The organism is Sphingobacterium sp. NPDC055431, from assembly GCF_053644255.1.
This window is the reverse complement of sequence record NZ_JBSHLH010000002.1, coordinates 351560-369782: the sequence shown is the minus strand read 5'-3', so window position 1 is coordinate 369782 and position 18223 is coordinate 351560. Positions and strand designations below refer to the sequence as shown.

17 protein-coding genes are annotated in these 18223 nt (G+C 40.1%); 3 read left to right on the top strand and 14 right to left on the bottom strand.

Going from position 1 to position 18223, the window contains the following annotated elements; translation table 11 throughout:
• Window positions 1-381 precede the first annotated feature (381 nt).
• Window positions 382-1047, top strand: coding sequence for a hypothetical protein (locus ACWIB3_RS04555; RefSeq protein WP_185213002.1), 666 nt, complete (start codon window positions 382-384; stop codon window positions 1045-1047).
• On the opposite strand, the gene ACWIB3_RS04550 is transcribed toward ACWIB3_RS04555, so the two are convergent.
• Window positions 1007-2065: a helix-turn-helix transcriptional regulator gene (locus ACWIB3_RS04550; protein WP_454291014.1), complete on the bottom strand. Its 1059-nt coding sequence runs from the start codon at window positions 2063-2065 to the stop codon at window positions 1007-1009. The two genes, ACWIB3_RS04555 and ACWIB3_RS04550, sit on opposite strands and share 41 nt — an antisense overlap.
• 136 nt (window positions 2066-2201) lie before the next feature.
• On the opposite strand from ACWIB3_RS04550, the gene ACWIB3_RS04545 reads away from it, so the two are divergent.
• Window positions 2202-4679 (top strand): TonB-dependent receptor, encoded by a 2478-nt coding sequence (locus tag ACWIB3_RS04545; protein ID WP_454291013.1) that lies wholly within the window; start codon window positions 2202-2204, stop codon window positions 4677-4679.
• Window positions 4680-4698: 19 nt separating this feature from the next.
• Window positions 4699-5940, top strand: coding sequence for a DUF4374 domain-containing protein (locus ACWIB3_RS04540; RefSeq protein WP_454291012.1), 1242 nt, complete (start codon window positions 4699-4701; stop codon window positions 5938-5940).
• Between the two features lie 58 nt (window positions 5941-5998).
• Here the strand turns inward: ACWIB3_RS04540 and ACWIB3_RS04535 are convergent, their stop codons facing one another.
• The 13 genes from ACWIB3_RS04535 to ACWIB3_RS04475 form a co-directional block, all read right to left on the bottom strand.
• Window positions 5999-6676 (bottom strand): anaerobic ribonucleoside-triphosphate reductase activating protein, encoded by a 678-nt coding sequence (locus ACWIB3_RS04535; RefSeq protein WP_454291011.1) that lies wholly within the window; start codon window positions 6674-6676, stop codon window positions 5999-6001.
• Entirely contained in the window at window positions 6657-6842 is a 186-nt protein-coding gene (gene nrdD / locus ACWIB3_RS04530) for an anaerobic ribonucleoside-triphosphate reductase (protein WP_095067913.1), read from the bottom strand. Before nrdD ends, ACWIB3_RS04535 begins: the two co-directional genes overlap by 20 nt.
• Entirely contained in the window at window positions 6823-8940 is a 2118-nt protein-coding gene (locus tag ACWIB3_RS04525) for a ribonucleoside triphosphate reductase (RefSeq protein ID WP_454291010.1), read from the bottom strand. The genes nrdD and ACWIB3_RS04525 overlap by 20 nt, the downstream gene beginning before the upstream one ends.
• A gap of 108 nt (window positions 8941-9048) precedes the next feature.
• The gene (locus ACWIB3_RS04520) at window positions 9049-11067 is read right to left on the bottom strand and encodes a TonB-dependent receptor (protein WP_454291009.1); all 2019 of its coding nucleotides are present in this window, start codon (window positions 11065-11067) and stop codon (window positions 9049-9051) included.
• Window positions 11068-11115: 48 nt separating this feature from the next.
• Window positions 11116-11901 carry a FixH family protein gene (locus tag ACWIB3_RS04515; RefSeq protein ID WP_454291008.1) on the bottom strand — a complete coding sequence of 262 codons (786 nt, stop codon included), beginning with the start codon at window positions 11899-11901 and terminating at the stop codon, window positions 11116-11118.
• Window positions 11902-11919: 18 nt separating this feature from the next.
• A complete protein-coding gene (locus tag ACWIB3_RS04510; RefSeq protein ID WP_313260477.1) occupies window positions 11920-12180 on the bottom strand; it encodes a metal-sulfur cluster assembly factor in 261 nt (86 codons plus the stop codon).
• 58 nt (window positions 12181-12238) lie between these two features.
• A complete protein-coding gene (locus tag ACWIB3_RS04505) occupies window positions 12239-13510 on the bottom strand; it encodes a hypothetical protein (protein WP_454291007.1) in 1272 nt (423 codons plus the stop codon).
• A 10-nt stretch (window positions 13511-13520) separates the two neighbouring features.
• Window positions 13521-14336: a DUF2249 domain-containing protein gene (locus ACWIB3_RS04500; RefSeq protein WP_454291006.1), complete on the bottom strand. Its 816-nt coding sequence runs from the start codon at window positions 14334-14336 to the stop codon at window positions 13521-13523.
• An 86-nt stretch (window positions 14337-14422) separates the two neighbouring features.
• On the bottom strand, window positions 14423-15190 hold the full coding sequence (locus tag ACWIB3_RS04495; RefSeq protein ID WP_454291005.1) for an ABC transporter permease: 768 nt from the start codon (window positions 15188-15190) through the stop codon (window positions 14423-14425).
• A gap of 7 nt (window positions 15191-15197) precedes the next feature.
• Window positions 15198-15917 carry an ABC transporter ATP-binding protein gene (locus ACWIB3_RS04490; protein ID WP_454291004.1) on the bottom strand — a complete coding sequence of 240 codons (720 nt, stop codon included), beginning with the start codon at window positions 15915-15917 and terminating at the stop codon, window positions 15198-15200.
• A 2-nt stretch (window positions 15918-15919) separates the two neighbouring features.
• On the bottom strand, window positions 15920-17164 hold the full coding sequence (locus ACWIB3_RS04485) for a nitrous oxide reductase family maturation protein NosD (RefSeq protein ID WP_454291003.1): 1245 nt from the start codon (window positions 17162-17164) through the stop codon (window positions 15920-15922).
• Window positions 17165-17174: 10 nt separating this feature from the next.
• The gene (locus tag ACWIB3_RS04480; protein WP_214648454.1) at window positions 17175-17624 is read right to left on the bottom strand and encodes a nitrous oxide reductase accessory protein NosL; all 450 of its coding nucleotides are present in this window, start codon (window positions 17622-17624) and stop codon (window positions 17175-17177) included.
• Window positions 17611-18222 carry a hypothetical protein gene (locus tag ACWIB3_RS04475; protein ID WP_197700953.1) on the bottom strand — a complete coding sequence of 204 codons (612 nt, stop codon included), beginning with the start codon at window positions 18220-18222 and terminating at the stop codon, window positions 17611-17613. The genes ACWIB3_RS04480 and ACWIB3_RS04475 overlap by 14 nt, the downstream gene beginning before the upstream one ends.
• Window position 18223 lies beyond the last annotated feature (1 nt).

The window sequence follows — 18223 nt, the reverse complement described above, 5'->3', positions numbered from 1 at the left end:
TAATATTAATAATTAATATTTAACAACAAAAACAGCAGGTAACACAAAAAACAAAAGTTATGAGAAACGATATTTCCTCTGCATAAAACCGTTTTTTCATTACAAGAGTATTACTTTAACATGATCCAATTTTCTATTGATGCTAGATAAAAAGGATATTAAGATTTTTCAACAACAAACACTAACAATATAATTCTGAGCATCTTCTTTGAATTAAACTAACAAGCCTTAACCTATTCCACAACCTCACCTACTGGAAAAATTAATGGTTTTTAAGTATTGTTTGCCTTTTGGCTCTCTTCTAATTTTATAATATCGAATGCTGCCTATAAAACCTTAGAAATTCGAATGAATTAAGTCACATTGTAATATTAGAAGATCATGAAAAATAAATCAATTAAATGGAGCGCAATAATCCCTTTTTGTTGTTTAGTCCTATTTGCTTCCTGTAGCAAGGATGAAGATGGAAGTAAACATGGAACCTTAGTTTATGAGGAAAATTTTAATGGGAATAGCGGCTGGGTAACTGGAAATGAAAACCAGGGGTTCAATTCTGAAGAGAAAGATGGCCATTATGTGGTAAGTTATAGGATTAATTCAAATCATGTCAATGGGAATACTGCCCCAAAAAGCATATTTGGACAAGCTAAAAAACAAATTCTCGAGATAGGATATAAACAAACCGCAGGAGTAGGAGATCCTGCGATATTTTATGGTCGATTGGAAAAGGGCTATTTATCTTGGATAGTTTTAAATGCTAATATTGGCTACACCGTTTTCAAACATATCGACGGAGATTTTAACCTGATACAGGATTGGACTAAATCATCTGCCATTCAAGGAATTGGAAAAACTAATATTCTACGGATAGAATTTGAAAATGGCAATGTTGACTTCTTTTTAAATAACACCCGGCTCTATACTTGGAACAACAGTGGTCTATCAGGTTTAGACCAAATTGGACTTGGAGCTGCTAATTACACAGACAATAACGATGAAGTTACCATCATTGAATATGATTACATAAAAGCTTGGATTGAGGAATAGACGTACTTTTATTATGAATATCTAGCATGAACTGTTTTGGGGTGTCGCCATAGTAGGTCCTGAACACTTTAATAAAATGTGGAACACTGCTATACCCCAAAATACATGCTATCTCATTAACATTTAAGTTTTCATACAAAAGCTGTATAGCCTTCTCCATCCGCATCTGTATAACAAGACCGTAAATGGTCTTTCCAAATTTTTTCTGGAAATCTGCTTTTAGTTTTCTTTCATTCAGCATAAACCGCTTTGCTAAATCTGCACTTGATGGAGGATTTTCTAAATTTTGAACAAGGAAAGATCTAATTTCTTCAAGTCTATTGTTAGAATTAGAACCCTTCGCTGGCAAAACCTCTCCGGTATTGGTTTTCTGATATATCACAAACAGCAATTCTTTCAATTTAAGCTTCAGGTAATGATAGCGATGATGGACAACACTTTCATTATTCATGATTTCCTGCAGGATTTTCAAGATACCTAAATCCATAAATAACGTTTCATTCGGCCGATTCTCAGGTTTTCCACCCAGAATATATTGATGAAAAGGGTCGTTGTCTATCCATTCTTCATCTTTTAATAATTGCAAATAAAAAGAATAGGTCATTTTTATGATGATATAATGTACCTGATCATTTTTCTCTATAACGATCTCTCCTCCTCCCCCTTGGGTATCTAAAAAGTTCCGTTGTAGCATCCCTATCCGATGTGAATAGCTTTCATTTCCAGCGCCATTGTTCACATGTGAGTTTCCTTTCAGATAAAAGAAGAAGCGGACATGGGGTTTCTCTGTCGACCATGTATTGGTCAGTGAACAGCAAGTATCCAGGTTTACCTCGGCGATATGCAATCCTTTTGCAAGCTGTGTTTTGCAGCATACTGTTATCCCATTCTGTTCATAGTCAAATTGATTGTCATGTACTGATTTATCATCATTTGTTGGATTGTCCTCAATAAAATTGTCGTATAAAACTCGTCTCAATTCAGTGATTTCTGAACGCACTACCATCCCTTTTTTCATTACTTTTTGTCCCGGATTTCGCTAAATATTTTCTATTGTAACTATAACTTTGCAAAGTTATTTATAATTAATCTAAATAGCAATAGGTTATTTATAGCTAAAAGTTTTAATAGTTATTTCAATATTTTACTCAACAATGAAAAAAGTATTATTCCTGATAATTTTCATCGGACTATCAGCCCTCCAAGCTTTCCCTCAAACATCAAAAATAACTGGGCATGTATTCAACCAGAAAGGTCAAGTCATCGATCATGCTTCTGTGCGTATATGTAAAACCAATTACCATTCAGAAGTTGATAAAAACGGCAGGTTTATCTTGTCGACTTCTGCAGGAGAATATGAACTATTGGCCTCAGCAATAGGATACAAAAGTCAGCTTCGGCGGATAAAGGTTCATGACAATGAAAACATCAATCAGGTATTCTATCTTGAGATTGATCCAAGCACCAATATAGATCAAGTTGTTGTTCACGGCAAAAGTGCGGTACAGAAAGTCCGCGAAACTCCATTCAATGTGGTGGCCATAGATGCAAAATCGCAGTACAATTCCACATTAGATTTAGCGCATCTATTAGATAAGGCTTCAGGCGTAAAAATTCGTGAAACGGGAGGTGTTGGTTCCGATATGAACATTACCCTGAACGGCTTTACTGGGAGAAACATCCGAGTCTTCATCGATGGAGTGCCTATGGAGGGAATGGGGTCTGCCTTTCAACTGAACAATATCCCTGTGAATGCCGCTGACCGCATTGAAATATACAAAGGAGTTGTGCCTATTGAATTTGGCTCAGACGCATTAGGTGGAGTTATCAATATAGTCACCAACCAGTCTGCCAATACATCCTTGGATGCATCCTATTCCTATGGATCTTTTAATACCCAGAGAAGTAACCTCAGTTTGAACCACACCTTCAAATCGGGAGTCTCACTCCAATTGAATGCTTTTCAAAATTATTCTGACAACAATTATAATGTAAAGACATCATACCGGATTTTTGCTAAGGACAATTCACCTGGATCCGAAGGAGATAATTGGCAAACCGGATCTGCATGGTCTGCAGACTCTTCTTGGTTCAGACGCTTTCATGATCATTACAGGAACGAGACCTTAATCGCCAAAGTAGGTGTGGTTGGTAAGAAATGGGCTGACAGAATGTTATTTGGGTTAACGATGGGACAAGTTCATCGAGATATCCAACATGGGTCTGAAATGAGGTATGTGTTTGGCGAAAGGACTGCATTCAGCAAATCTATTTTGCCCTCTTTCGTTTATGACAAAAGGAACCTATTAATTGAAGGATTAAGCGTCCGAGCAACAGGGAATTACAACTACGAAAAAGCTGGGAGTATAGATACTTCTGCTTATAAGTACAGTTGGGATGGCTCTAAAAAGAAAATGGCGGACCTAAGAGGGGTCAATGCAGCTTATGGTGAAGCAAGTCTAGGAATGGCGGAATATTCTAACAGCAACCAATCAGCATCCCTAGGTATCGGTTACCGCATCAACAAAAGTCATTCTGTTAGCATCAATAACAACCTCTCCTTTTATTCCAGAAAACCAAATCTGGAAAGTATTGCAAATGACCTTTACCCAGAACTTCCAAATGCAGCAGATAGCATGACCAGAACAAGTCTAAAGAACTCTTTGGGCTTTGAGTACAGATTTACCTTCAGAAAAAAATGGAACACCATCGTATTTGGAAAGCATTACTTAAACAGAGCAACCGGCCCACAAACCAACGAGGAATTAATAACTTCTAAAAGACAGGAAAACGCCTCTAAAACAGGTTACGGTATTGCGAGCAATTATTTCTATAAAGACTTCCAATTTAAAGCCTCTGCTGAAAAGGCATATCGATTGCCGAATGATCGCGAATTATTTGGCGATGAGCTTTTAGATGAAGGAAACATCACGTTACAACCGGAAGAGTCCAACAATTATAACCTGGGCATTACTTTCAACAAGGAAATCAGCCCTTCATACAGCTTGTTTCTTGACTGGGCGGGATACCATAGGGACACCTATAATTTCATCCAACGATTGCCAGGCAGAAAAGGAGATGCAATAAATGGTGAAACTGTATTCCAAAATAGGAACCACGGGCGAGTGACCAGATGGGGAACTGATTTTGAAGCACGCCTGTACTATAAAAACAAGGCTTCTATAGGAGGTACATTTACTTACATGGATATCAGGGACAAGGCCCCTTTCTCCAACCTTGCCGAAACACAACCCAATGGCAACTATGGTTACCGAATGCCAAATCTGCCTTACTTCTTCTGGAATGTTGATGCCACCTATTACTTCCACAACCTTTTCGGTAAAGGAAATACCCTAAACATCAATTACACCCTAAACTTTGTGGACAAAATCTACCTGCATTCCTATGCTTATGCCGATAGGGCATCCAAAGCAATTGTACCTCAGCAATTATATAGCGACTTCTCCGCAAGCTACATGCTTAAAAACGGTAAATACAATATCAGTGTGGAAGCCAGAAACCTAGCAGACGCCATGCTCTATGATAATTACAGCTTACAAAAACCGGGACGAAGTTTCGCTGTAAAACTTAGGTATTACTTTATAAAACGCAATAACTCATCAATAAATTAACATCAATAATTTCATAAAAATGAAAAATCAATTAATCAAACAATCATGGATTTATGCAATGGCAATTTTAACCCTAGTTGCCTGTACAGAAGAAAACCCAGTACCTCCAACACCTGTAAAGGAGAACAAAGAAGGTAAATTTCTGGTTGCTGTATCGGTCCCTGGTTCAACTACCGCTACTTACTTCCTTCCTGCAAACTCTTTGGCAAACGAAAAAGACAGTATTTCACCAAAAGGAACCGGTTTGGAGTTCACAAATACATTCACGCAGTTTATGTCATATGGACATGTAGGCCTGGTTGGAATCAAATACGGACGTGGAGATGCACATATTGGGCAACGTTTCACCATTAATCCATCTGGAGCTGCCATGACTGTGGGGAATCAATTCGAAATCCAAAACGGATTCGTAACGGCTGGTGTTGTTGGTGATTATGCCTATACCATCATGAGTGGATATAGAGCTGCTGATAAAACCGTAGGAACCATGAACCGTATTGGACTTTCAGCAGGAGAACCCCAATTCCAAACGTTCAAAGTCAATCAATTTAATGGATTCGAAGGTAAGAATGCCGCATTGATAGGATTAGCCGATGGTAAAGACGACGCATTCTATACCAGTCTCCACTTCCACGAAAACACGGATATCGATAATGTTGTGGTAGCAAAAATAAACGCTAAAACATTAAAGACAGAAGCGGTCTATAGCGATTCACGTCTATCTATTTCTGGAGGTTTTTACCGTTCAGCTAGATATTCCCAAATCGGTGTTGCTTCTAATGGTGATGTCTATGTTTTCTCGGGCAATAACTTCGGAACTAAAAAAGCAGGAGCTTTGGTTATCAGAAAAGGCGCAACTACTTTCGACAAAGGGTACTTCTGGGATTTAGAAGCAGCATCTGCTGGTTATAGGTTCAGTAAGGTGTGGCCATTATTGGATGATATATTCTTGATTGAATTCTACAACAAGAAATATGAAGCTGGAAAGCAACCTGGAATGGATGCTTCCTCCCAATATGCGGTGGTAAACATGAAGGAGAAAAAATTCAATTGGGTAAAGGGAATCCCAACCTACAACAATATGCCATCAGGGCTTAGCTGGCCATATGTATTTGAAGGCAAAGCCTATGTCGGACTAACGGAACTAGATAAATTTCCACAATTCTATGCTATCGATCCTCAAACAGGTACTGCTAAAAAAGGATTGGTTGTCAAAGATGCCAATGTAATTCAGGCAGCAGCCTTTATTGAAAAGAAATAAAATTTGTTTATAGTAATAGTAAACCAGGTCAGGATCAATTTCTGGTCTGGTTTTTTTTCTAGCCCCTTACAACTATCCTCAGCCCATTGTCCCCGAATCTCAATTCTTCATCCCTATAATTCGAATCACCCAATTCGGCAATCATCTTTACATTGTTTAAGGCCTTTTGCAGATAGTAATTATTCCTATAACCGCGATCCTCCAAGAATTTCAACATTCCCTGCAGATCCGCAGCAGATAGCAATTGGGAATGCGCAGTTGTTCGGACTTCAAATTGAATGTTGGCATTCAACAAGATACCCAATGTTTCTTCAAAAGCTTCGAAGGAACCAGAAACAGTTATTTCATGAAAACGCTCTCCCAAGCCCTTGAAATCAAGCGCTACATAATCCAAAAGATCATTGTCAATAAGGCTTTTGATCAGCTTTGGTCTCGCGCCATTGGTATCGACTTTAATGAGGTACCCTAAAGATTTGGCAATCTTCACCAAGGACATCATATCTGGATGCATGGTACATTCCCCACCGCTAAAGACAACCGCTTGCAATAGGCCCTTTCGAGATTTCAAAAAAGCTTCAGCTTGATCGATGCCAATCTTACCTTTACCAAATACGATATCAGGATTATAACAATATTGGCAACGCATATTGCAGCCCACAAACCAAAGGATGCAGGCTGCTTTATTAGGGTAATCCAATAAGGTAAAAGGAGTTATATCATATAGAGCATTTGCCATATCCTTCTTGGAACAGGGTCCGCTGTTTATGCTCTCCTTGTTTACCGATATTGAAACTTTCAACAGGTCTATGATACCCCATTACACGAGTATAGACCAAACATTTACTGCGTTCTTGCTGATGTTGCTGCAACAATAGCAATCTTTCATTCTTCATGGTTTCCATATTCACTATTTAAATTATATTGATTCACGATTTCATCATCACATTTTGGGCAATATTCATGTTCCCCATTCAGGTATCCATGCACAGGACAGATACTAAATACAGGAGTTACCGTGATATAAGGCAATCTGAAATTGCTCAATACGGTCCTTACAAACAGCTTACAGGCTTCGGGAGTACTGATCTTTTCCCGCATGTACAGGTGCAGTACCGTCCCGCCGGTATACTTACATTGCAGTTGATCCTGCAGCAACAAAGCTTCAAATGGATCGTCTGTATGATTTACCGGAATTTGGGAACTATTGGTATAATATATCTGTTGATCTTGCCCTGCCTGCAGAATATCAGGGAAGCGTTTTTTATCTTCTTTAGCAAAACGATAGGTTGTCCCTTCAGCAGGTGTCGCTTCCAGGTTGTATAGATTGCCGGTTTCTTCTTGAAATTTTTTCAAGCGCTCGCGGATATAATCCAGGATCTCACTGGCAAATTCAATCCCCCAATCCGAAACAATATTCTCCTGATTGCCGGTATAATTGCGGATCATTTCATTCATCCCATTGACACCGATGGTTGAAAAGTGATTCCTGAAATGGGAAAGGTATCTCTTGGTATATGGATACAAACCATTATCGTACATTTCCTGAATAAATTTCCTTTTCTTTTCGAGGGTCGAGCGTCCGATTTCCATCAGTTCATCCAGTCGGGCAAACAGACCATCCCTATTTCCTTGGTACAGATAACCCAATCTGGCCATATTAATGGTTACCACACCGATACTGCCGGTCATCTCGGCACTTCCAAAGAGACCATTTCCACGTTTCAGCAATTCCCGAAGGTCAAGTTGCAAACGGCAGCACATACTCCGTACGGCATTCGGTTTATAGGCATCCGGATTTTCCTGTCGATCTCCATTTTCATCAATAAAATATTGGCTACCGATAAAGTTTTGAAAATAAGAGGACCCTATCTTGGCCGTGTTCTCAAACAGGACATCCACATTTTCTCCGTTCCAATCAAAGTCCTCTGTGATGTTCACGGTAGGGATAGGAAATGTAAAGGGCTGTCCATTTGCATCACCTTCGGTCATGACTTCATAATATGCCCGATTGATCATGTTCATTTCCGGCTGGAAATGTTTATAGGTCAAATCTTCCAAATCTTGAACGCCTCTTTCAAGCGCCAATGTTTTCAAGACTTCATTATTGATGCCCCTGAACAGATGTTTTCCTGCTTTGGTAGGGATTTGGTCCCTCAAGTCCTGTGGGACATTCCAATCGAGGGTAATATTGGTAAATGGAGATTGCCCCCAACGAGCAGGTACATTCAGGTTATAGACGAAGCTACGGATAGCTTTCTTGACGTCAATCTGGCTTAGGCAATCCTTAAAGACATAAGGTGCAAGATAGGTATCAAACGAACTGAAGGCCTGAGCTCCTGCCCATTCACTCTGCAGAATGCCCAAGAAATTGGCCATCTGGCCCAAGGACTCCCTGAAATGCGAAGGTGGATTACTATCAACCCGACCCCTGACACCATTGAAACCTTCATCCAACAACACCCTTAGACTCCAACCGGCACAATAACCGGTTAAACAATCCAAGTCATGTATATGGATATCAGCGTTACGATGGGCATGACCTTCAATCCTATTGTAAACCTTATCCAACCAGTAATTGGCAATGATCTTTCCAGCAGTATTGTTCACCAAACCGGCATTGGAAAATGAGTTATTGGCATTCGCTTGGATACGCCAGTCGTTTTGGTAAATGTATTCCTCGACAGCATGACTACTATCCACATAAGTACTGGAATCTACAAAACGATCGATATGCTCACGTTGTAATTTTCGGGTATGGCGAAACAACATAAATGAACGCATCACCTGAAAATATCCAGCTGCATAGAGCTTTCTTTCTATGACGTCCTGAATGTCTTCAACATCCAAGAGGTCGGCATTTTGCTGTTCGTCCAGAATGGTTTCTATGATCTGCTCATCATAAGGAACAGACACACTTTCGAATGCCTTTTTTATGGCATCTTCAATTTTATAGGAATGAAAAAGTTCAAGAGAACCATCACGTTTGATCACGTTTTTCATAGGCATGGTTTTAGAATGAGAGATAGATTTCAAGAATTATATAAAGCTAACCACAAAAGCCCCAGTATTTTATGAGGCGAAACATAAAGGCCTATTTTGTGCAAAAAATTAGAAAGAAAAGTTGATCTGGGCTATTAAATTGCGTCCAGGTCTAGCAATCTTCATGATATCTTGATGGCGAAAATAATATCTATCAAAGATATTTTCCATCCTCAAGTTGGCGGTTAGTTTTTGCTGCTTTATTTGGAATGCCTTCCGCACCGCAACATTGAACAAGGTTGCTTTGGGTGTAGCGGTATCCCCATAAATGGCGGAACTCACTTTATTTTGTTTAGCAAAATAACTTACTTCAAATTGCGCCACATAGCCCTTATGGCTAAAGAGGAAAGTATTATTATTGGTAAAAGGCGAAATCAACGGCAGGTAATTGCCTTCAAAATCCCTTCCTTCGGAATAGGCTATGGTGCTCAACCACTCCAGATTCTTTAGGAACTTGATCTTCATGGCCATTTCAGCCCCCATCAGATTGGCATGTTCCAAATTCTGATGTTGTTTCACCCCAGTAGCGCCAATGGTCATCACATGAAAGTCAGGATTAATCCTTCCGGCAATGTAGTCCCTGAAATAGTAGTTATACAGATTTGCCTCCAATCTAAGCCAAGGAAGCTGATAGCTTAGACCAAAGCTTGCCTGTAGTGACTTCTCGGTTTTCAGATCCACATTACCTAGGTAATCATAGCTATCCAACCGGTTGAACAGATAGAACCCATAATATTCCTGAAGACTGGCACTGCGGTTCGCATATCCAATCTTTGCCATCCAATGCAAATTGGCAGATGGATGATAATGGCCGGTCAGATTAATGTTTCCAAGGTGATTTGAACCATCGAGAGGAGCATCTGTTAAGCTAGATAGCTGTTCTTTCCCTTGCTGGCTATAGATACTGGAGTTCGCTAAGCTATAGGTTCCCATAAAGTCCAGCATCCATTTTTCATTCAGATAGTATCTATCTGACAGGTCCAAGCTCAGCAAACCTCGCTGTACATCGGGCAGGGTAAACATAAACATAGGATTACCTTCTTTTGGATACATGGTCATATTGGCTGTCAACCTATTGATGTATCCATTTAGCCTTGCTTGCAAATGATGCTTGGCAAACTGATATCCCGACTCGGAATAAAAGCCAGCAGTCCATGATAGACCGGGCATATCCATGTGCATCGGAACAGTTTCCGCAGGTCTTTTGCTATCATCCATAGCATGGTCTATATGGTTGAAATAAATCTTAGATCGAATTTCATTCAGCCCTACTTTGCCGGCATTATAGACATGCGTCAGGGAAACAATATTTGCATTGGCAAAAGCAACATCCATGGTCAATGCAGGGTACCCAATATCCTGACCATAATCGGCAAGATATTGGGCAAGTATTTGATTCTTGGAATTCAACTTATAGGTCGCAGCAATAGATCCATTCCATTTCTGGAACTGCGAATTTGGAACAATTGTCCTGTCCGCCGCTTTATAGTTCTGTGCTTTTCTAAAAATTCCGTTCACGAGGAATGCAAATTTATCCGAACTATATTGCAGTGATGCCAAGGTCTGAACAGCTTGTGAGTTCGATTCATAACCTGTCCCTAGCATTCCATTCAATTGAGGTACTTTGGAAAGTTCCGGATTGGCAAGTTTGAAGTTCATTCCTCCCGCCATTCCCCCAGCATAGCTGTTGAATGATGGGCCAATATTCACATTGATCTGCTTCAAGTTACTGGGCTCAATGTAAGAGCTGATAGGATCCATACGATCGGTACATGCTCCAAAAATCGCCATTCCATCAATTGTCAGATTGATCTGCGCAGCATTTAGGCTACGGATGGTTGGTTCCCAGGCATAATTGCCCCTGCGAACCATCTGTACCCCAGCTATCCTGTCCAAGATCTGGTCAATATTCGCTTGTTTAGAAGCTCGTTGTTCATTTTCAAGCTGCTTATTTACTGAAACCTGAGTACTTACCACCACTTCCTCAATGGCAACATTCTTCAAGGTGTCATGATGATGATGCTGGGCTTGAACAAATTGTCCAGCCGCCAGGAAGCAAAAACTTAAAATAAAAGAAACCCTTTTCATAAGCCCTAAATTTTAACGAGTCCTAACAATTTTATTGATCCTTATTATCTAAAAAAGAACATCTAGAAAGACATCTTTCCCTAACTGGGTTTCACCCTTGCTGATATTGAAGAACAGTCTCCAATCTCCAGACATACTGAAATTCACTTTTCCTTTATAAATTCCTGCACCTGAACCCTGTGGGTTTACATTATTGCTGGAGCCATGGTTCATGGAAGTCATTTCGGGATGGAAATCTAATGTCAATCCGTCCTGAACAGGAAATGAAAACATATTTTCCCTCCAGAAAACCATCACTTCCAAATCATTGATTCCAATCTTTGGGGAAGAAGGTTGTACCAAGGTCAGGATGTAGCGTTTATTATCAGGTGCAGTGAAAGACTTCACAGGAACATTACCCGTGGCTGCAGGTTTGATCACGACCGGAAAGTTCAGCGTTTCATTATTGATTTTCAGGTCAATTGCCCAAGTTCCATTATCCGCAGTAGGCATGGTAAAAACCACAAAACCTTGGAAGGCATCAACGGCAGAATTGAATGCAAATTTACCGATAGGTGCACCATGTTTCATGGTACCCATATCCATCACTGGAGAAAATTCTATCTTATCTGTAGCATTAGATTTTCCATCTTTCAAAACTCTGACATAAACTTGTTGATAACCTACAACCAGATCCTTATCAGCCAAGAGCTGGACTTGCGTTGAGGCATTTATCGTTTTTTCAGCAATGATCATTTTATCTTCCAAAGGATTTTCCAAACCATCGTCCTTTTGGCAAGAAGCCATCGTCAGAGCAAATAAACTCCAACAGATCACATAGATTACATTTTTCATAGTAGTATTAATTTAGTTTTATTGTCTATTCAATTGTTCCCTTCCCGCCTCGGTCATCAGATCAGGTGACCATTCCGGTTGCCAGACCAGTTCTAATATGATTTCTCGGTCAGGAAAGGTGTTTTCCATACTTTTTTGCACCGCCTGCGTGATGGACCCTGCCATCGGACAATAGGGCGTCGTTAAGGTCATTTGAATCTGTAGCTTGTCGCTCTTTGTAAAATCAAATCCATAGACCAAGCCCATATCAATAATGTTTATCCCAAGTTCTGGATCCATGACTAGCATCAGCGATTGTATCGCCTTCAATTGCTCCGAAGCAAACGGAGATGTAAAATCAACTTCCATATTCCTCCTTCCTCTTATGAGTCAGCACCTTCAAAACATTCATTAAGTAAGAAACGGAAAGAAGGACCCATAGGATAGAACTGACAGTGATCAACCATTTGATTTTGAAGCCAACCGCCAGCACGGTCAGTGATAAACCTGCAAGGAACAGAATGTATTGGACCTTTAATAATTGATGGCTATATAGGTCTTTCGGCATGGGCACATTGGCCATTCCGTTCAAGTTTTTATACTGAATGTTCCAAATAATAAATGGCAGGGTCTTAAAGGTCATACCCAAGATTATTCCCGTTATCCAACCCAAGAATATCCAAACCATATAGAGGGTAACCCAATTCCCTGACTCTTGATTAATTACGAGTGGCAAACTTGCAAAAGCAGCAAACAGACTACCAATGGATAATAAGCTATGCTTGATAGGGATCTCTATTTTTTTTCGAAGCCTGTTCTTTAAACAGTCCTGAATAAATACCCCCCAACTGATGACACCCGCAAGGATCAATGTTCCGCATAGCAGAAGTTTGTAATCCACTTGATTTCTATATCCGTGAACCAGGAACATGATCAACCCTGTATTGATCAGGGTAACAGAAATAAACAATGCTTTTCTCTTGATCGATTTACCCATGACGAACATGGGGATCATCTTTGCCCCTGCCCCGAGGATCAGTTGTAGAAACCATCCCGCTAAACCAGCATGGGCATGCAGTTTCAAGATATCCAAATGATTCTTGGAAATATAGTGATGCCCTAAATTAATGGCCAGCAATAAACCTACAGTTGTAGTGAAACATAACCAGAATGCGGAAAACATGAAAAACAGATTGAATTCTAACGATTTTTCATGGTTCTTACTGGTCATCCATATGACCAGGAAATAGATATAAGATGCCAAGCAAACTAGGGACCCACCTAAAATCAGGACCCAATCAGTACGGAAATTCCAAAAGCTATGGATCAAGAGACAGCTACCTACGGTTAACGGGAAATAGCTGAACAAAGCTAATTTAGGGGAGAACAGAGTTTGCTCAAATATGACCGGCACTAATTGATAGGCTGCCCCAAATATGATCATGGTGCCCCACCCCAAGGCTAGGGTATGGACTATAGCTAGAACCTTAGGTTGAAAATAATGTCCTAGGATTTGGCTCCCCGTCAAAACCAACAGGATGCTGAAAACTAGGAAAAAGATAGCCGCCGTAGCAAAAAATGGCACAACTACATATCCTTTAGTGGCATTATCCATCGAACTTAAAGTCATATCTCTTTACTTAAGGATGAATTAATATTCTCACATCTCCTTCGGCAATTTCGCTGACAAATACCCGATAAGGTAGATTGCCCAATTCTTCCAACAGGTAAAGGGGTACTTTCTTGTGTTGGACAAAAAGGCCTTCATTCGCTTTTAATTGGCCCAAGGTTTCCAAGATACGCTCAATAGGTTGTGGCATTGGCAAACTCCTAACATCCAACTCTACCATATCGAAACTCTTCTTATTCAGTATCCCTTCGATCACATCAAAGGATACAAACGATATCATGGACTCTATTTTGGCCACCACCTTTTCTCCCATTGGCTTATAGAAATATGTATGAAATTCCGTTTTTGAAACTTCATCGGTATAACTGAATGCGCCTTTATCTTCCAGTCGGCTAATAAGTGGGAATGGCAAAAATGTATTGATGATTTCCAAAACTGCCTTTTCAGGAAGTGTTTTATAAGCTGCCATGATTTCTTTTAATGGATCACGGTCAGCATCTAGAATTGGCCTGACATCCAATGGAACAATCTGTTCACATTCCAGTAGCCAGCCTGGTTTATTTTGTACTTTCTCTAATTCAGAAGTCTTGGGCCTAGAATCCTCTTCCCATGTAAAACCCAGTGGCTCCAGAACACGTCTAAAGTCATCTACAGAACAGTTTGCAATCTTTGCAGCTTCCATGATATTGACACGAGGAGTCAAGACCTTACGCAATATTGGAATTTTGATTTTCCGTAAGGGTTTCGCTATTGATGCAATGGCATCAATGCACAACTCATTAGCTTTGATAAGCTCTGAGATTTTTGTGAATTGATTGATTATCATGGCAAAAATGAATTTTATGACAATGTATAAAACCGTCAATCGGACCTGTCATTTGTTTGGCATAGTACCAATTGCCGTACTCGCTCCTATAGATCCTTCTTTTTAAAATACCTGACCGACAGCCATAGTGGAATGCTCGCCCACAAAAACAGGACAGCAATTGTAATGCTCATGCCGAGGGCATTTCCAAAGAAGTCTCTAAAAATTGCTCCAGTATAACCCATCATGGCGGAAAGGTCGAGTTGCAAGAGGATCAAGATCCGACAGACATCGATGGGGTTGAACATGGACAATCCAACCATAAAGTTCTCGATTGGGTAGTCCGAAAATTGGAACAACATAAATAAGACCAAGGCATCGAACAGCAACCCGAAATACAACCACAAGAGGATTGCAAGTCCGATACCTTTGGATTTGTCCCGAATCAATACAGAGGTCCACAAGGCTATTGACACAAAGATCACAGAAAGCAATAACCCGCATCCGACCAAAATTAATCCAGAACTGCTGAAAGCATAAATGAGGGTTGGTATCCCTACGCCTATAAAAAAGGATAGACATAAAGTACCTGCCAGACCTGCAAAGATGTTCAGCCAAATATTCCCCCGCTTCAGGGGTTGACTCACTAATAAACAAATAAATTCAGCACTATTATAGAGGTATATGCTTGAAAATACGATACTTACCAGAGGAACAACAAAAAGTACAATGTTCAATAAACTCACCAATCCTTTTTCATAATTATCTTCCATACTGAACACACTTACTGAAAGGGCAAAGAGTAAAACGGTATAGAAAATGATGGTTTTATTTCTCAGTAAATCAACAAAAACGTAGCGTATAATTTTATTCATGGATAGCCTATTTAGTTTGATTTGGAACAGACATGACCTGCGCAATTGCTTTAGACAATTTATCTGTACCTGTATCTATCTTTAACTGTTGAAGTGATTTATGGAACATCAGTTTCCCTTCTTGCAGATAAATGATTTGGGAAACTAGATCGTCAAGGTCACTGAGCACATGTGAACTGATAATGATCAGTTTATTTTCATTCATGACCTTCTGGATCTTACTTTTCAATATTTCGGAGGAAAGAGGATCTAGTCCGGCCGTCGGTTCATCCAGGATCAAAGCCTTTGGATTAAAAAGAAAGGCCAAGCAGGCACTAACTTTTTGCCGAGTTCCGCCAGACAAGGTCCCCATACGCTTATCCAACAGGGCCGGTAGGTGGAATGCATTGTACAGATCCAGGTCTAACTGATCCTCGGGCATCTTCCGAATATCTTTCATCATATCTAAAACCTGTCCTATGCTCATATTCTCCGGATATTGGCCAATCTGTGGCATATAGCCGATCTCCTTTCTGTAAGAATATTTATTTTGAATATTTTCGCCGTCAAATTTGATAATCCCTGAACTGGGAACTACCATGCCCAAAACAGTTTTGATTAGCGTGGTCTTTCCACTTCCGTTTGGACCTATCAAGGCGACACATTCTCCCCCATTCAAGGAAAGGTTAATATCTTTCAGCACCTTAAACTTGCCAAAGTCTTTGAAAATATGTTGGATTTCGATCATAATTAAACTGATTTCATACGTGGTTTTTCATCTTTCAACCCTTCTGGGGTCAAACTAGGCAACAGTTTTTCTGTACGATCAAACAGCGTCACCATAAAACTTCTAAAAAGCAACATGGCAGATGGATAGCGCTCGACCAACATGGAAAATAAACTTACTGGGCGGAAAGGAATATCCCCAATCCCATCCTTATCCAGATCATAGCCTTCATATTTATCCCAATAATTATTTTCAAAATTGTTAAGGGTCAACGTTCCATTGGTTGCCACATCAAATGTGTTTTGCAAGAAATTATTATTCTTAAAATCATTGTCCATACAACTCGCCTGGATTTTTACGCTCCATCCATTTCCTTGAAAAAGGTTGTTCTCGATTTGGATCCTATTGGAACCTTCCATAAAAATTCCGGCGGTATTGCGATCAAATGTATTGTTGATTATTTTACTGTCTGATATATCTTTTAGGAGCAGACCATAAGCGGAATCCCCCCAGTTTTCTTCAAATTTATTGTTCTCCATATGTACATTCTTGGTGTACATAACGGCCACTCCGGCACCATTTGCCCGGAATATGTTTTCTATATAGCTGTTGTCATGTGAAAACATGAAATGCAGGCCATATCTCAGGTTGCCCTCTGAGCGGTTTTTGTTGACATGGGTATGGGTTACAAATTCTAGATAGATGCCATCCCGATGTCCTAAGATCTCATTGTTCTCAATGAGTAGGCTGTCCGATTTCCAACCATGGATACCGTTTCCGATCAATTGTTCGGCCGTTCCATAAGCCTGGATCTTGTTACCCCTGATCTCCAGATGTTTGGAGTTTTGGGAATAGACCCCAAAGAAATTATCATCCAATACATTGTTGATAATGTTGACATGATGGGTATTGTAAATCTTTATTCCCGCTACATCATTGATGGAGGAATGTCCAGAGCCCTTGATCTTAAATCCTTGAATATGGACAAAGGGTGATTTTACGGAGATTGGCTCATGTTTTTTCTCTCCATCCAATGTCGGCATGCCCTCACCGATCAGGCTGATAGCTTTGTCGATGATAATATTTCCCTCCTTATAGGTTCCAGATTGAACCAGTACGGTATCGCCTTTTTTTGCCAGGGCAATCCCTTGTTTTATGGATGTCACCGACTGATTTTTGCCTACTTTAATGGTAGTGGCATGAGACATGCCACCTACCATAAATAAACAAATCAACGCACTAAATATCTTCCAAACTGATCTTCCCATGATGCAGGTTTTATTTCCAAAGGTCTTCCCAACTAAGGGCGGTACCTCCTAATTCAGCTTTTGTCTTTTCCAGATCCTCTGTCTTTTCAAAGGCTGCAATATTTCCACGCATAGGGCTTTTCAGCTCTTCGCTTTTCAAATAGAACATCTTGTCTGCTGGCAACAATTTATTACTGCTATAGTCCGGTAAAAAATAGGCTGCAACCTCTTCCTTTTTCACGTTGCTTTCCTTCACAAAGGAAATCATGCATTGTACATCGTCGAAATTGTAAACTCGGCCTTTTTTAGTCTGCAACTGTGTGCCAAATCGAGCATCGCTAATGGTCATTTTGCAATAAGCACATTGGTCAGAGCCATATTTTATGGGCTTTGGTTCACTATTGCCTTGACATGCTTGCAATCCAAACATGATCAGAAGGACACTGCTCAAGCAGATAAGAAATATCTTAGTTCTGTTCATTTTTAAGTTTTTTAGAAGTTTTCGTTTTGCGCCATTCTTGAATGACACAAAAAGCCAAAATAATTCCGCAAAGGATAAAAATCCAACCACCAATATCGGGAACGGAATAAGCTCCGAAATTCAACAGCTTTTTATAGCCGATCAATGGAGGAGTATAGGACATTCCTGGTACTTTGATCGGTGCATTCGGGTCAAGGTTATGTCCATAGTTGTACTCCCAAACATAGAAGTCTACCATGGCTACGATCCCAAATAGCAAGAATGCTCCAAATAAATAGTATACCCACTTTCTTTTGTTGGCAAGACCGACAACGGTAAAGGCCAATGCAAAGAATCCAATGATATAAGGAAGGACTGTGAATTCCTTAAAATCCTCCTTATGTAGGGTTTTCATGCCGATATAATGGTTCAATCCGTTGATGATATCCACCTGTCCAGACAATTTATGGCTGAATATCTGCAGTTCCAACCCTTCTGGGTATTGAGCTGCATCCAGCTCAATACGCCAAATCGGAAGGAAGATGACTGCTACTAAAGCCAGACCGCATAGTACCAATAAGACACGGTGCAAGACTGACAAGTTGTTTGTAGATTTCATC

Excerpts from the sequence above, each read along its gene's own strand:
- ACWIB3_RS04555 (WP_185213002.1), top strand. The coding sequence starts at position 382 with ATGAAAAATAAATCAATTAAATGGAGCGCAATAATCCCTTTTTGTTGT.
- ACWIB3_RS04550 (WP_454291014.1), bottom strand. The coding sequence starts at position 2,065 with ATGAAAAAAGGGATGGTAGTGCGTTCAGAAATCACTGAATTGAGACGA.
- ACWIB3_RS04545 (WP_454291013.1), top strand. The coding sequence starts at position 2,202 with ATGAAAAAAGTATTATTCCTGATAATTTTCATCGGACTATCAGCCCTC.
- ACWIB3_RS04540 (WP_454291012.1), top strand. The coding sequence starts at position 4,699 with ATGAAAAATCAATTAATCAAACAATCATGGATTTATGCAATGGCAATT.
- ACWIB3_RS04535 (WP_454291011.1), bottom strand. The coding sequence starts at position 6,676 with ATGGCAAATGCTCTATATGATATAACTCCTTTTACCTTATTGGATTAC.
- nrdD (WP_095067913.1), bottom strand. The coding sequence starts at position 6,842 with ATGGAAACCATGAAGAATGAAAGATTGCTATTGTTGCAGCAACATCAG.
- ACWIB3_RS04525 (WP_454291010.1), bottom strand. The coding sequence starts at position 8,940 with ATGAAAAACGTGATCAAACGTGATGGTTCTCTTGAACTTTTTCATTCC.
- ACWIB3_RS04520 (WP_454291009.1), bottom strand. The coding sequence starts at position 11,067 with ATGAAAAGGGTTTCTTTTATTTTAAGTTTTTGCTTCCTGGCGGCTGGA.
- ACWIB3_RS04515 (WP_454291008.1), bottom strand. The coding sequence starts at position 11,901 with ATGAAAAATGTAATCTATGTGATCTGTTGGAGTTTATTTGCTCTGACG.
- ACWIB3_RS04510 (WP_313260477.1), bottom strand. The coding sequence starts at position 12,180 with ATGGATCCAGAACTTGGGATAAACATTATTGATATGGGCTTGGTCTAT.
- ACWIB3_RS04505 (WP_454291007.1), bottom strand. The coding sequence starts at position 13,510 with ATGACTTTAAGTTCGATGGATAATGCCACTAAAGGATATGTAGTTGTG.
- ACWIB3_RS04500 (WP_454291006.1), bottom strand. The coding sequence starts at position 14,336 with ATGATAATCAATCAATTCACAAAAATCTCAGAGCTTATCAAAGCTAAT.
- ACWIB3_RS04495 (WP_454291005.1), bottom strand. The coding sequence starts at position 15,190 with ATGAATAAAATTATACGCTACGTTTTTGTTGATTTACTGAGAAATAAA.
- ACWIB3_RS04490 (WP_454291004.1), bottom strand. The coding sequence starts at position 15,917 with ATGATCGAAATCCAACATATTTTCAAAGACTTTGGCAAGTTTAAGGTG.
- ACWIB3_RS04485 (WP_454291003.1), bottom strand. The coding sequence starts at position 17,164 with ATGGGAAGATCAGTTTGGAAGATATTTAGTGCGTTGATTTGTTTATTT.
- ACWIB3_RS04480 (WP_214648454.1), bottom strand. The coding sequence starts at position 17,624 with ATGAACAGAACTAAGATATTTCTTATCTGCTTGAGCAGTGTCCTTCTG.
- ACWIB3_RS04475 (WP_197700953.1), bottom strand. The coding sequence starts at position 18,222 with ATGAAATCTACAAACAACTTGTCAGTCTTGCACCGTGTCTTATTGGTA.